Origin of the sequence: Kribbella sp. NPDC048928 (genome assembly GCF_043197975.1) — a bacterium.
Taxonomy (GTDB): Bacteria; Actinomycetota; Actinomycetes; order Propionibacteriales; family Kribbellaceae; genus Kribbella.
The window spans coordinates 393782-408025 of sequence record NZ_JBICUC010000007.1 but is presented as its reverse complement, the minus strand read 5'-3'; the positions used below and the strand labels follow the sequence as shown (position 1 = coordinate 408025).

Here is a 14244-nt window from a genome sequence, read left to right as displayed (position 1 = left end):
GACCTGGCTGCTCATGTACCAGTCGGCTGATCGATCGCGGCCTCGTAGAAGGCGTCTGCGAGCGCGACGACGGCAGCGTTGATGCCAGGTCCGTCGCTGAAGAAGTAGTCGGCCATCGTGTTGTGAGCTTCCTGGTTGTCGACAACCGCCTCGGTGACCGCTGCCTGGAAGTCTTGCGACTCCATGAACTGCTTCTTCGAGTTCACTTTGGTCTGGTTCACCAGGTCGGGGTATGCGAGCAACCGCTGCACCAGCCCTTGCACGAACTCACGGATCTGAGACTCGGCAAAGGATTCAGCACCGAAGAGGTCGTTCATCTTGTCGATGACGACCTGGAGTGCGACGTACTTGGGCTCCTTCCGGGCCCCCGTGCCCGCGCCGCTGATGCCCTTGAGTTCGCCGTCTCCGGTCAGCGAGATGTTGACCGCGATTCCCTTACTGTGCTTGACCCCGACCAGGACCACGTCAGAGAGGTCGACCTCCGCAGTCCAGGACGAGTCTGCGATGACCTTCTCGAGGAGCCGCAGGAAGATGGACAGCATCTCCATGTATGGGTCGCCATAGTCGACGATTTGGCTCATGAAGTCATAGAGCCGGACGTAGGTAGAGACGTCCTTGCGGAACAGATCTAGGGTGTTGAGGGTGACCTTGTCGTCAGCCTCGATCGCAGCCGCGTAGCGGCGGGCGAAATCGTTCTTGGCCGGGCTGATCGCAGCCGAGAGAGCGTTGTTACCCTTCCGTGTGACCCACAGTTCGGCGACTTCACGCACTTGCTCTTGTGTGTAGATTCCCGCCTGGGCGAGCTTGGTGGCGAGGTGGATGACGACGTACGGGTCGGTCTCGGTCTCCAGTGTGGCGTTGGTGAAGTACGGCTCGAACGCCTCCCGGATGTCTTCGGGCTTGTTCACGAAGTCGATGACGAATGTCTTGCGTTTCTGCTCTCCGCCCGCGGTGCGGTGGGTTCGGTTGAGTCGGGACAGTGTCTGCACGGCGGTGACGCCGGAGAGCTTCTTGTCGACGTACATCGCTGAGAGCAGCGGCTGGTCGAAACCTGTCTGGAATTTGTTGGCGACCAGCATGATCTTGTAGGTCGTGCTCTTGAAGGCGGCGGCAAGGTCCGAGCCGGCGCCAGGGTTCAGGTTGGCCTCCGTGAACTCGTCGTCCTTGCTCGGCTGAGGACCCCAGTCTGAGACCCACTCCTCGTCCTCGGCCATCGTCACCGATGCGGAGAAGGCGACCAGGGTGCGGTAGCTGTACGAGGCGTCCTCGGCGGCCCGCTTGGCGATGTAGGCGTCGATCGCCTTCTTGTACTTCACCGCGGCCTTGCGTGAGTCAGTAACGACCATCGCCTTCGCTTTGCCCTCGAGCAAATGGGCGACGTTGGCGTGGAAGTGCTCGACGATGATCTGCACTTTCTGGCTGATGTTGGTTGGGTGCAGCCTCACCCACCGCATCAGTCCCTTACGAGCGGCGGCCTCCTCCACCTCGCCGCCGTCGCCGCTCTCGGCCTTGCCAGCGATCTTCAGCGCGGTGTCGTAGGACTGGTAACCCTTGAGCACGTCGAGGATGTAGTCCTCCTCGATCGCCTGCCGCATCGAGTAGAGGTGGAACTCGACCGGCTTCCCATCAGGGCCCTTGCGGCCGAACAGTTCCAGCGTCTTGTTCTTCGGCGTCGCCGTGAATGCGAAGTAGGAGATGTTCTCCGACTCGGCCCGCTCGGTCATCTCCGAGGCCAGGATCGCCTCGACGTCGACGGAGCCGCTCTCCTCGATCTCCTTGACCTCCTCCGCGGTCAGCACAGACTTGAGCTTGGAGGAGATTTGCCCGGACTGCGAGGAGTGCGCCTCGTCAGCGATCACCGCGAACCGCCGTCCCTTCAACGACGAGTCGGCCCGGATCTCGTCGAGGGCGAACGGGAAGGTCTGCACCGTCACCGCGATGATCAGCTCCCCGTTCTTCAACGCGGTCGCCAGCAACCCGGACTTCGACTTCGCCCCCGCCTTACGGACGTCCTCCGGGCTGATCGTAGCCACGATCTTCCCCGAGCCGTCGATCTGCCGGATCGCGTCCTGGAGCTGCCCGTCGAGGACGGTGCGGTCGACGACCACGATCACCGAGTCGAAGACCTTCTCGTCGTTCACATGCAGTCGTGCGAGCCGGTGCGCGGACCAGGCGATGGTGTTGGTCTTGCCCGACCCTGCCGAGTGCTCGATCAGGTAGCGCTGCCCCACGCCTTCCTCGGTCACCGCGGCGACGATGTTCGTCACGGCCTCCCACTGGTGGAAGCGAGGGAAGAGCATGCTGGTACGCCGCACCGACGTGCCCGTGGTGACGTCCCACTCCTCCTTGGTCTCCACGATCATGAGCCGGCCGATAATGTTCAGCCAGGCGTGCTTCTCCCAAACCCGCTCCCACAGGTATGCCGTCGCCGACCACCTCCCGTCACCCGGCGGGTTCCCCGCGCCATTCTCATGACCGATGTTGAACGGCAGGAAGTGCGTCTTCTCGCCCTCGAGCCGGGTGGTCATTGCGGCCAGGTCGTTGGAGACCGCGAAGTGCACCAGCGCCCGATGCCCGAGCGACAACAGCGGCTCCGGCCGCCCGTTGGTCAGCGGATGCCGGTCCTTGCGGTACTGGTTAATCGCCTCGTCCAACGACTGGGTGAAGTCGGTCTTCAACTCCACCGTGGCGACCGGGAGCCCGTTGACGAAGAACACCAGGTCGATGCTGCGCTGATCAGCGGTGGAGAAGCGCACCTGCCGCATCACCCGCACCCGCATCGCCGCATACTGCTCGTTCGTGGTTGCGTTCAGGCTGGTTTCGGGGCGGAATTGCGCCACCTTCAACCTGCCGCCACCGATGTACTGCACGCCGTTGCGCAGGATGTTGAGCGTTCCACCGCCGTGTTCGAGGGGCTTGTCGAGCGCCGCGGCCAGCACGTCAAGGAACTTCGCCTCGGACCCCGCCGCCTTCAGAGCCTTCTCGTATGCCGCCTGCTGGGTCTCCTGCAACCAGGCGAACAGGTCCTCGGGGAAGAACGCCCGCTCACGGTCATAGCCGGCGTCGTTCACCGAGTACAGCCACCCGTGGGACTCCAGATACGCGCAGATCTCAGACTCGAAGACGACTTCTTTGTGATCGGCCATCACACCATCTCCCGTACGTCGATCCGCCCCGTCACAACCGCCGTGATCAACGCCGTCCGGCGCTCGCGAGCGAGCTTGATGAACCGCTCCGTCTCTTCGATCAACGTGTCGATCTTCGCGATCTGCTCGTCGAGATGCGCAACGATCTGACGCTGCTCCTCATGGGCCGGGACGACGACGGGGATCGCAGTCACGTCGCCCAGATAGATCCCTGGCTGCGCCGAAGTCTTCGCTCGCAACGTCAACTCATCTTGGAACCGGCTTGCTTGGATCTGGTACCACAAGAACTTTGATTCGAAGCGATCAGTGGGTCGGAGGAAGGCGACACTGCGCTGGAATGCATGGCGAGTGTCCAGGTCGTACACCGCCGTCTTGCCGATCGTGGCCCCGACAATGACGAGCAGGACATCCCCCTTCGCGGGGTACCCGTTCGCCACAATTGAATAGTGGTCTTCTTCAGAGATGAACGACTCGGCGCCGTCCATCACGACCCGAGAGCCCATGACGTTCCGCGCCCCAAGAAGTGGCATCCCCTCGCCGGGAGCGGTTCGTGAGAACGACCCATGTGTCCCGTCCTTGATTCCCTCCAGCAGGAGGCCAAGGCTCGCCGTCGGCCAATCCCCGTCTGACGCACGAGACAACACACCCTGCCGCCGCTCACGGAGCATCTCGATCAGGCGCTGCTGCTCCTCGATGAGCATGTCGATGCGGGCTGTCTCGCTGCCGAGGTAGTCGCCGATAGCTCGCTGCTGCTCGGCTGCGGGCAGGGAGATCTCGATCGTCTTCATCTCGTACCAGTAGAGGCGCCACTGGGACGGACGGATGCCCGTGGAACGAAGGGCGTACTGTTCGATCAAGGCGCGAGAACGAAGAAGACTGTGGAGAAAGCGGCGGTCGTGCTCGGGGATGGTTGGCCGAAGTACCTCGTAGTCGGGGCTGACGATGCCCCGGTGCTCGGAGATTCCGAGTGACCCCTGCCATGCCTTCATCCGGTTCACGACGAGGTCGCCGGGCTGCACGAGTTGGTAATTGCTCAGGTTCTCGGGCGTCCGGTTGAAGTTGTCAGTGCGGCTGTCCTTTGGGATCACGCCGTAGTCGCGATAGACGCTGAGGACCGTCTCGTCTTCGTGACCGCGATCAGAGACCGGCTGGTACATCCAGCCGAGTCGGGTCGTTGTCCACGGCTGAGACACGACCGTCGTCCTCACTTCTCGACCTCCCGCAGCAAGTCGAGGATCTTGGCGACCTGCTTCTCCAGGTCTGCGTCGATCTCGGCGAGGGGGCGAGGTGGGACGTAACTGTAGAAGTTGCGTGTGAAGGGGATCTCGTAGCCGGTCTTGACCTTGCCCCAGTCGATCCAGGCGTCAAGGACGTGAGGTTCCACCTCGGCGTCGAAGTACGCCTGGATGACCTCGACCTTGCCGGCCGCCCCGGTGGTCGACCCACCGTAGGCGAACGGGACGTTCTCGGTATCGCGCTTCTTCGGGTCTGGCTTGGGCTTCCCCTTGCGATCAACGATCGCACCTCTATCGTCGTCGACGAGCGGCCGCTCGATGGTGACGGTCCAGTAGCCGAACTCATCGTTCCGCATGACCTTGGAGTAGTCCAGGTCAGCATCGGTGAAGTCGTTGTACAGCTGTACGACCTTAGCGCGGTCGGCATCGCTGATCTCACGACCTTTGGAGCCGAGATTCTTGCGCATCTTGGTCCAGAACGAGGTGCCGTCAATCAGCTGGACGAAGCCCTGACGGTCGGGATGCTTGATGTTGTCCAGGATCCAGATGTAGGTAGCGATGCCTGTATTGAAAAACATGTTCTTCGGTAGCGCGACGATCGCCTCTACCAGGTCTTCCTCCAGCAAGTACTTGCGGATGTTGGATGGGCCGGACTCGGCGGCGCCGTTGAAGAGCGGTGAGCCGTTCATCACGATGCCGACCCGCCCGCCACCGTCCTCCGGCGCACGCATCTTGTGAACCAAATGAAGGAGGAAGAGCATCTGCCCATCGGAGGTCGCCGGCAGGCCTGGTGCGAATCGGCCATACGGGCCCGCAGACGCCTTCTCCTCGGTGACCGCCTTGGCATACTGCTTCCAGTCCACACCGTACGGCGGATTCGACATGCAGAAGTCGAACTGGCGGCCCTTGAATGCGTCGTCGGTGAGCGTGTTGCCGAACGCGATGTTGGACGCGTCGTGGCCCTTCGCCAGCAGGTCGGACTTGCAGATCGCGTACGACTGCGGGTTGTACTCCTGACCATACAGGCTCAGCTTCGCATCAGGATTCTGCGCGAGCAGGTGCTCCTCGGCCAGCGCGAGCATGCCGCCGGTGCCCGCGGTGGGGTCATACAGCGTGCGGACGATACCGGCCTCGGTCAGATCGACGTCCTTCTCAGCGAAGAGTAGGTCAACGAGAAGTCGGATCGCGTCCCGCGGCGTGTAGTGGTCGCCGGACGTCTCGTTCGCAGCCTCGTTGAACTTGCGGATGATGTACTCGAACGCATCGCCCATGTCGGCGTTGGAAACCACATCGGGGTGTAAGTCGACGGCTTTGAACGATGTGATGACCTGGCGCAGCAGCCCTGCCTTTTCCAGGGCAAGGATCTCCTTCTTGAAGTCGAAGTACTCGAACACGTCGACATCGGGAGACCAACGGTCGATGTAGTCGACGAGGTTGTCCGCCAGCCCGTCAGCGTCTTCGAGGAGGTTGGCGAACGAGTAGTTCGACGTGTTGTAGAAGGGTCGCCCGGTGACCTTCTTGACCTCGACCTTGAGCCGGCCGGGGCTGGGGTATTTTGCCGCCAGCTCGCGCACCGTGTCCAGGTCGGGCTCGAGGATGCAGTCGAGGCGACGCAGGATCGTGAGCGGGAGAATCACGTTACCGTACTGATTCGGCCGGTAGGGTCCCCGAAGCTGATCCGCGATCGACCAGATGAAACTACCGAGGGTGCTCACAAGGCTCCTTACTAGCTAACTCGACAACAAATACCGGACACCCAGCCTGAGCCCGGCTGCACCGCCCGTACACGCGGCGCACGGTCCGCAGCAGCCGGTGCGTCAGAAGAGCATCATTGCGCATCACGCCCCCGCGAGTGCACGAAGTCGGCGCCAGCGATCGGCCTATCGAAATCCGTTGCGGACACTGCAACGTCGTTGTGGACACCGGCAGCGATGTCTTCCTCGGCTTTGATTCGTCCGACGACCATGCGATGAGCTTGCACCTCGTCGTTCCCCCATGTTCGATATTCGGTGGCGCGGGCTCCGATGCTGGATCGGCGGTAGACAGTCGTGCACCCGCGCACGTACTTATCGACTCAGGCATCGATCTGTTACAGCCAGCCTGCGGGACGCCTCCGACGGCTTCACCTTGTGGGACTATGGTCGACCGGAGGTGAGTCGCGAAGTGTTCGTCCCGCTGCAGTGGCACAGCGAGCTGTTTCGTGATGATGAGCTGGCGACTGCGGAGCGGCAGCTGACTAAGCATCGCTCTCACGTCGAGCGCTTCCTGCGCCTATCCGCTCAGCGTCCTTTAGCCCGGGTCGCGGCCGACCTGTCTCGGACGGTGTCCCGCGCCTGCGTCTCCTGCGGATCCAGTCACACCCTGACCGGCGAGCACGTCCTCGAGGACTGGCTGAGCAGGATCGGCCTTGCCCTTGGTCCGGTGCCGCACGGCGCCGGTTGGCTGAACCGGATTGGACGGGATCTAGGCATGCGCCCACCATTCCGTCAGAAGGGGCGAGATGTGTGTGGTGACTGCAACCACGGCTGGATGAGCCGCCTTGAAGTCACGGCGCAGCGCGTCCTAACCCGCTCGTCCTCGGCCAGCCAGGCCAGATCGAGGTTGTGGATGAGGGTGCAATCGCTGCGTGGCGCTCCCGCAAACTCACCCCAGGCCTAACCGCAATCGCAACCCGCGCAGGAGTCCTAGCGTGACCGACCGAACCTTCTACATCGTCACCTGCGGCGCCCCACTCGCCTCCCGCGTCGGCGACGGCGTACGCGCCGCCCGCGAGCACGGCTGGATCCCCTACGTCATCCCTACCGACGCAGCCCTCCCCTGGCTCGAGGGCCAAGACCTGGCCAGCGTCCCTGTCCTGACAGGGAATCGCAAGCCGGGCGAGCCAAAGCGCACTCCAAAGGCCGATGCCATAGCCGTCGTCCCGACCACTTTCAACTCGCTTTACGCATGGGCTAACGGCAACGCCGGCACCGACCCACTGACCATCCGCTGCGCGGCCTTGGGGGCTCACGCGCCGATCGCTGCAGTCCGTTTCGCCAAACACGATCTGGCTGATCATCCCGCCTGGCTTGCGTACCTAGCCGTCCTCCGCTACGGCGGCGTCCGAATCGTCGACCCTCACGATGGCTCAAGTACGTCCTTGAGCCAGGCCTCGGGTAAGGGTGAGGAGGTCACAGATGGATTCAAGTGGGAGTGGATCTTTCGTCAGCTTTGAGGAAACGTATTGGGCAGACCGCATCACGCTGGACGAGCCCATACCTGAAACGGCTTTTGGGAGCATGATGAGCGAAGGCACTATCTCACTGATCCTGTCAAGTCTCGCTCTTGCTGTGTCGTGCGTGGCCACCGTTCTGTCGTGGCGAAGCCATCGACGCCAGGGAGCTCTCGTCACCCTGGAACTCGAGATTCACGAGCCTGCCCTAGACGCCAACGATCAACTATTTCCGGGCTCGGTGGCAGTGCGTCTTAGCAATCAAGGCTTGGCTTCAGTTGGTGTTGGCAGCATGATGTGGATTATCGAAGTTCCCGAGTACACAGTCGTTTCCATGATCGAGCCCTCACAAGGGCCGAGCGTCCCGCTAACCCTGGCGGGCCTCCACTCCGCAGATTGGTACTTCAGCCTGGAGACCATTCAGGAAAAAGTTGCCTTTCAGGCGGCGAGGGCGCGCGTCATTTTCGACCTGGGCGGTAATCGCGAGAGGACGACGCCGTGGCGCAACGTTCCGGTAGAGTCCGCGCGCGACTTCGAAGAGAACGTGCCCGTGGAGCATAATCCACGGATGCTTGCCGTATCTTCCAATTCGGAGAAGAAGGCAAAGAGGAAGCGCAAGGCTTCGGCGAAGAGGATCGCAAGAACGGAGAGAGACTGACTCGACACGACGAATTGCTCTTCCGGCCCTATCGCGGATTCTATAGGAATTGCTGGGCGTCGCTCAGCATCTCCTTTTCGAACGGATGCAGCTCAAGTTCACCTATCTCCAGACTTGCTAGCCTTTCGAGCAGCGCATCTATGTCGTTATCCGGTACAAGTAGGTTCTGCAACTTAACTGCTAACTGTATCGGGACACCGTACTCTTCTAGCGTCTGAAGTGGCGGCGGAAGAAAGAGATTCTCAACCGTTGACGCATAGAACCGGTAATCTCCCGGGATCATCCCGAGTCTCGGAAGGATCTCCTTCTGGATGCGATCTATCGTCATCAGATAACGAGGGAAGTTGTGACCGGGCCAGTATCTTATGAAGTCAAGGGAGTTCTCCACAGCGTTGTCGATCTCTTCTCCGTCAGAAAGCCGCTGATCGATGATGTTGCGCACGTCACCGGCCTGCTGTGACAGGCGGTTGAGAAGAAAAGCCAGCTGCCGTCCTGACGCGACGCCGGCCGACATTCCGCGCTGTTGCCGAAGCACCTGAACTATCAAGGTGCAAACCGTAACAAGCTGTTCGTATGTCGGGTAGCCGTTCCACGCAAGAGTCTGCGACAACAACCTGTCATTGAGGAGCCGCCGAGCCAATTGCAACTGGCGTTCCGGGTCAATTCCTGTGTTCTCGCGCATTGTCTCGACGCTTAGATCATCCTGATCCATGTACGGCGCTAGGCGATCTCGCGATTCGCTCGTGAGATCCGTCGAGTCCAACTGAAGCAGAAGAGCATCATCCGCGTTCTCCGATTGACTGAGGACTGGTATATCGACGATCGGGAGCTCTGGTGCCGGCGGCTGGTGAAAGAGTATGACCTTGCCTACAAAGTGATGGAACATCCGACCAGAGCGACCACGAATGTTGTTGAATGTGAAGAAATCGTAGGCCTGCATTGCTATCGTCCGGTCAAATATAACGACATTCTTCGCTCTCGTATTGACGCCCTCGATCAGGGTCGATGTGCACACCAGATGCGTTAGTCGTCCATCGTTGAACGCTCGCACCATCCATTGGGCGATTGAGCGTGGCAGTTGGCCGTGATGAACCCCAATGCGATGCCGAATAGCCTCGACGACATACCACTCAGGATGAAAGTTCTCACCGAGCCATGAAGCAACGAACTCCAGTTCAGGATCGGCATCGAGCCGAAGATCTTCATTTATCCATGTCGCAACCTGCCGCGTTCGGTTTGGCGACCGGCAATATATCAAGGTCGCACCTTCAAGCCCTTCGATGACAGGAGTCAACTGACCCCTCTCCTCCTTTCTCGTCGGAGTGGGGTACTGCACGACGTCTGCCGCTACCGTCTTGAAGTCTGTGTGCACAAACGAAGCGTTGAAATCTGCTGGAAGAGATTCCGTCACGGATTCGATGCTCGGGCCAATGAACAGGAACTGTGCGTCAGTCTTCAGTAGGCGGCCTAAGGCGCTATTCAATAGACCGCTGCGCTCATTGTCGCGACGAGTGTCAAGCTTGTAGAACTCATCAATCACAAACAGTTCGAGTTCTGCGGGGATCTCCTGCAGATCTAGAATGCGCTCCTGCGTCATAACGTAGATATTCGACGAGTCGGGACGCTGCGATGGATGCGTGATGAGCTTGAAACGCGCCCTAAATCTTGACAGTCGTCTCCGCGTTTCGTCGATGAGCGCAATGGTGGGCACGACAATAGCAACATTTGTGTAGTTGTCGGAGGACAGCAGCGCGTCGACAATCAGGCTTTTTCCGAAGCTCGTCGGAGCACTCAGTATCAGATTCTCACCCGCGAGGAGTCTCCGATAGAGCTTGCCCTGAGCACTATGAAACACAAGGTCGGACATATGCCTCGGCCTGTGCGCCTCAAATGCCAGCTGATCCGCCACAGCCAAGCGTTCAGGGTACAGGTATGGATACAGTCCAACCTGCCTGGTGATTGCCTCGATGAGCGCGTCAAGCGGCTCGAATTCCTGGCGCCTCTCAAGCACGCGTATCACGAGGTCAAGAAGATCACCCGACTGTTCTTGTGCCTCAGGATCAATGCTGTGGGCAATAAAACGCAGGAGATCGAACCCGTCGAGATCGAACGGTTCGGGATCTTGAAGGCGGTCGCGAACTTGTTCCGTCGTCAGATATTCTGCCATGTCTTCAACAATCCATCCAGTTCCTTCAATAGCGCCGCCTTCTCATAGAGGGGCAGAAGAAGCAGGCGTATCCGAACGTTAGTTGGCAATTCCTTACCCGCGAATGTCGCCCAATGCTTCCGGACTTCAGACTCGAACTCTTCGGCATACTGCGCTTCATGTTTGTCGTGAGAGGAGACAGTCGGGCTGTCGTAAGTCAGCAGCACAGGGACAGTTATCGTTTTGAATACCGTATCTAGGGAGGTGTTCGGGTGCAGCAGGGCCTTGATGCTTTGCGTGTGCGACCACCCCTCGGGCAGTTTATTTACGATCAGACCAAACTCCGTTCGCAAATAGTCCGCTTGAAAATGCTCCTTGAGTTCCTCCACAACGTCAGATATTGCCTTGCTTATGTTGTTGTAGAACTTCGCCTCGCCTAACCAAAGTTCCAGCTCATCACCAGCAGCAACTACGTGAACAGCGTCGAACCCTTTGACCGTAATATTGACCGAGTCCTTGAAGAAGATCTTGCTGATCGCTGGCTCACTCTTAAAGACCTGCCGCACGATGATGTGCAAAATCAACTCTCCAAACTCGCCGCGCTTCTGGTATTTTTCGCTCTCATATACGACCGCGGCGGCTTTGCGGAGCAGCTCCACCGATGTGCTGTCCTTAAACGTTTGCCGCTCTGGCCAGCTCAGCGCGAACTCGGGCAGCCATTCGAAGAGATGTTTTGCGAACTCTCGGCTTCTCCAGGTGCCCAGCTCGTAGCAGACACACAGTGCAGTCAAGCTCGGGTCAGGATCGACCTCGTGAACTACGATCTCCAGGAACGGCTTAGGCATATCTAGGCCGGCCGCTGTCTCGGTCATGACTCTGCCCAATCTGGCGTGTCGGCGTGCGACGCTGTTCCGTTTCTCCCTAATGGCAACCCGCCTTTACGCATGTTCCCCTCCCCGAGACCGACCCGATCGTCTCCGCGTCCCATGACTCCAGCCTGTTGTATCGCGTGCTGGTCGTCGATTGTTACGGAGTGTCGAGTCCGCGGGGACGGTACGCGAGCACGAGGGATGCGAGTCGTCAGTGCCAGCGGAGCTCCGGGCAAGGCGACCGCAACGGCTAACCCTGGCTTTGCAGTAACGATGTGATCGCGGGGGTCGACACGCGTCGTAGATGTAGGGAAGTGCCTTGCCTGCAAGGGATTCTGGACTTGACTAAGGTCCCAGAATGATCCGAGCGGGAAGGCACTTCGTAGGTGCAGAATACAACGACGCGTCCGGTGGTTTGTGTGACGGCCGATGGGCGGGGTGTCGCGTCGCATGGTGGGTCGCGGCTGCTGGTGGATCTGGCCGAGGTCACCGGTCTCCCGGTGGCCTTCGATGAGGCGCTGGGTGGGTTGCGGCGGCGGCGTTCGAGGCACGATCCGGGCAGGGTGCTGGTTGATCTCGCGGTGATGCTGGCCGATGGCGGCGTAGCGATCTCGGACCTGGCTGTGCTGCGGGACCAGCCGGAACTGTTCGGGCCGGTGGCCTCAACGGCCACGGCGTGGCGGGTTCTGGACGGTGTCGATGACACTGTCTTGGCGGGGTTGCGCCGAGCGCGTGGGTTGGCTCGTGAGCGTGCCTGGCTGGCGCGGGCCGAACTCGGGCGAGAGTTGCCGGCCGCGACAGCGGGTGGCCGGGTCCTGCCCGGTCTGGTGATCGATCTGGACGCGTCGCTGGTGACTTGTCACAGCGAGAAGGAATCGGCCGCGGCCACGTTCAAGGGCGGGTTCGAGTATCACCCCTTGCTGGCGTTCCTGGACAACACCGGTGAGGCGCTGGCCGGGCTGCTGCGCCCGGGCAACGCGGGCAGCAACACCGCGGCCGACCACATCGCGGTGACTGATCTCGCGCTGGCCCAGATCCCCGATGCCGAACGCTACGGTTGCCCGATCCTGGTCCGTGCCGATGGAGCGGGTGCCACCAGGGACTGGCTGAGGCATCTGCGCGGACTGCGTGATCAGGATCTGGATGTGGAATTCTCGGTCGGGTTCACCATGACTGCCGCGGTCCAGACCGCGATAGACGCACTGCCCAAAGCGGCGTGGACGCCCGCGATCGAAGCCGACGGATCGGTGCGTGACGGCGCCGACATCGCCGAGATCACCGGCTTCCTGAACGGGCTGACCGCCGCGGGGTGGCCGGACCGGATGCGGGTGATCGTCCGCCGTGAGCGACCTCACCCCGGCGCCCAACTGTCCCTGTTCGACCAGCACCACGGGATGCGCTATCAGGCCTTCGCCACCGACACCCCGACTGGCCAACTTGCCCATCTCGAAGCCAGACACCGCGCCCACGCCCGCGTCGAAGACGGATCAGGCAAGCCAAAGACACCGGCATCGGCAGGTTTCCCTCCAGACTGTTCGCGCTGAATGCCGTCTGGCTGGAACTCGCACTCACCGGCATCGACCTGATCGCCTGGACCCAGCACCTACTCCTCCACGGCGACCTGGCCAACTGCGAACCCAAAGCACTGCGCTACCTGAATCGCCCCGGGTCTGATGGAGGCTCGGTTACTTGGATCCGGCCTCGGAGAGGACGGGGATTTCACTGTAGTGGTTGGCTTCGAACTCGGCGGGTGGGATGTGGCCGATCTCGCCGTGCAGGCGTCGGTGGTTGAACCAGTCGACGTACTCGGCGACGGCGATCTCGACGTCGGCCACGTTCTTCCAGCCGCCGATCGGACGGATGACGGGGTTGCGGATGAGCTCGGCCTTGAACAGCGAGTTGAACGCCTCGGCCATCGCGTTGTCGTAGCTGTCACCCTTGCTGCCGACGCTCGCGACGGCGTCGGCCTCGGCGAGCCGCTCGGTGTAGCGGACAGCTCGGTATTGCACTCCGCGGTCGCTGTGATGGATCAGCCCGCCGACGTCGTGGCCGGCTCGCTGCCGGGCCCACAGTCCCATGTCGAGGGCGTCCAGGGCCAGGTCGGTGCGCAGGCTGGTCGAGACCTGCCAGCCCACCACCAGCCGGGAGAACACGTCGATCACGAACGCGGCGTAGACCCACCCGGAGTGGGTGCGGATGTAGGTCAGGTCCGCCACCCACAACTGATTGGGAGCCTCGGCGACGAACCGCCGCTCGACAAGATCGGCCGGCCGTGGTGACTCAGCGCCCTCGGTCTGCGTGGTCTTGCGGGTCTTGTCCCGTGTGATGCCCCGCAGGCCCTCGGCGCGCATCAGCCGCTCGACAGTGCACCGGGCGACTTCGATACCGCCTCGGTTCAGCTCGGCGTGGACCTTCCGCGCACCGTAGACACCCAGGTTGTCCTTGTGCACTTGGCAGATCATCGAGACCAGTTCGGTGTCCCTGACCGCCCGGGCAGACGGCGGCCTGCTCTTGGCGGCGTAGTAGGTGCTCGGGGCAATCTTGATCCCAGCAGCCGCCAGGACCTTACAGATCGGCTCGACCCCGAACCGGTCGCGGTGCCGGTCGATGAACTCGACCAGCACCGCCGTCGGCACCCGAGTTACTTCACCGGCTACTTGATCTTGCGGTCGAGCTCCGCCGCCGCGAAAAAAGCCGACGCCGTCTTGAGAATCTCGTTGGCCCGCCGAAGCTCACGGTTGTCCCGCTCCAGCTGCGCGATCCGATCCGCGTCGCTGGTCGTGGTCCCAGCACGCGTCCCCTCGTCAATCTCGGCCTGCCGGACCCACCCGCGCAACGTCTCACGGTGCACACCGAGCTGCTCCGCGATCCGCGGGATCGCCCCCGCCTCGTCGCCGGGTCCTTCCGCGCGTCCACCACCATCCGAGTGGCCCGCTCACGCAACTCGTCGCCGTACTTCCTCGGTGCTGCCATAACTCT

7 protein-coding genes, 2 pseudogenes and 1 other annotated feature are annotated in these 14244 nt (G+C 61.4%); of the genes and pseudogenes, 3 read left to right on the top strand and 6 right to left on the bottom strand.

What is annotated here, in order from left to right; translation table 11 throughout:
- Positions 1-11: 11 nt before the first annotated feature.
- From ACGFI6_RS30180 to ACGFI6_RS30170, 3 genes are read right to left on the bottom strand one after another with little or no spacing between them, the layout of a single operon-like run.
- Positions 12-3146 carry a type I restriction endonuclease subunit R gene (locus ACGFI6_RS30180; RefSeq protein WP_393124477.1) on the bottom strand — a complete coding sequence of 1045 codons (3135 nt, stop codon included), beginning with the start codon at positions 3144-3146 and terminating at the stop codon, positions 12-14.
- Positions 3146-4354: a restriction endonuclease subunit S gene (locus ACGFI6_RS30175; protein WP_393124475.1), complete on the bottom strand. Its 1209-nt coding sequence runs from the start codon at positions 4352-4354 to the stop codon at positions 3146-3148. Before ACGFI6_RS30175 ends, ACGFI6_RS30180 begins: the two co-directional genes overlap by 1 nt.
- Positions 4351-6096, bottom strand: coding sequence for an N-6 DNA methylase (locus ACGFI6_RS30170; protein ID WP_393124473.1), 1746 nt, complete (start codon positions 6094-6096; stop codon positions 4351-4353). Before ACGFI6_RS30170 ends, ACGFI6_RS30175 begins: the two co-directional genes overlap by 4 nt.
- Positions 6097-7070: 974 nt before the next feature.
- Here ACGFI6_RS30170 and ACGFI6_RS30165 point away from each other — a divergent pair.
- Positions 7071-7595, top strand: coding sequence for a hypothetical protein (locus ACGFI6_RS30165; protein ID WP_393124471.1), 525 nt, complete (start codon positions 7071-7073; stop codon positions 7593-7595).
- Positions 7558-8250, top strand: a complete 693-nt coding sequence (locus ACGFI6_RS30160) for a hypothetical protein (RefSeq protein ID WP_393124469.1) — start codon at positions 7558-7560, stop codon at positions 8248-8250. Before ACGFI6_RS30165 ends, ACGFI6_RS30160 begins: the two co-directional genes overlap by 38 nt.
- Positions 8251-8290: 40 nt before the next feature.
- On the opposite strand, the gene ACGFI6_RS30155 is transcribed toward ACGFI6_RS30160, so the two are convergent.
- Together ACGFI6_RS30155 and ACGFI6_RS30150 are read right to left on the bottom strand one after the other, a co-directional pair.
- On the bottom strand, positions 8291-10417 hold the full coding sequence (locus tag ACGFI6_RS30155; protein ID WP_393124467.1) for a DEAD/DEAH box helicase: 2127 nt from the start codon (positions 10415-10417) through the stop codon (positions 8291-8293).
- On the bottom strand, positions 10402-11268 hold the full coding sequence (locus ACGFI6_RS30150; protein WP_393124465.1) for a DUF1837 domain-containing protein: 867 nt from the start codon (positions 11266-11268) through the stop codon (positions 10402-10404). Before ACGFI6_RS30150 ends, ACGFI6_RS30155 begins: the two co-directional genes overlap by 16 nt.
- Positions 11269-11651: 383 nt before the next feature.
- Here ACGFI6_RS30150 and ACGFI6_RS30145 point away from each other — a divergent pair.
- Positions 11652-12919, top strand: a pseudogene (locus tag ACGFI6_RS30145) (IS1380 family transposase); the annotation flags it as partial.
- Positions 12920-12950: 31 nt separating this feature from the next.
- Here the strand turns inward: ACGFI6_RS30145 and ACGFI6_RS30140 are convergent.
- Positions 12951-14238, bottom strand: a pseudogene (locus ACGFI6_RS30140) (IS3 family transposase).
- Positions 13797-13961 (bottom strand) — a sequence feature (AL1L pseudoknot). It overlaps the preceding pseudogene by 165 nt.
- Positions 14239-14244: the final 6 nt, after the last annotated feature.

Bases quoted from the DNA above. Each gene is read 5' to 3' on its own strand.
- ACGFI6_RS30180 (WP_393124477.1), bottom strand. From the start codon at position 3,146: ATGGCCGATCACAAAGAAGTCGTCTTCGAGTCTGAGATCTGCGCGTAT.
- ACGFI6_RS30160 (WP_393124469.1), top strand. From the start codon at position 7,558: ATGGATTCAAGTGGGAGTGGATCTTTCGTCAGCTTTGAGGAAACGTAT.
- ACGFI6_RS30155 (WP_393124467.1), bottom strand. From the start codon at position 10,417: ATGGCAGAATATCTGACGACGGAACAAGTTCGCGACCGCCTTCAAGAT.
- ACGFI6_RS30150 (WP_393124465.1), bottom strand. From the start codon at position 11,268: ATGACCGAGACAGCGGCCGGCCTAGATATGCCTAAGCCGTTCCTGGAG.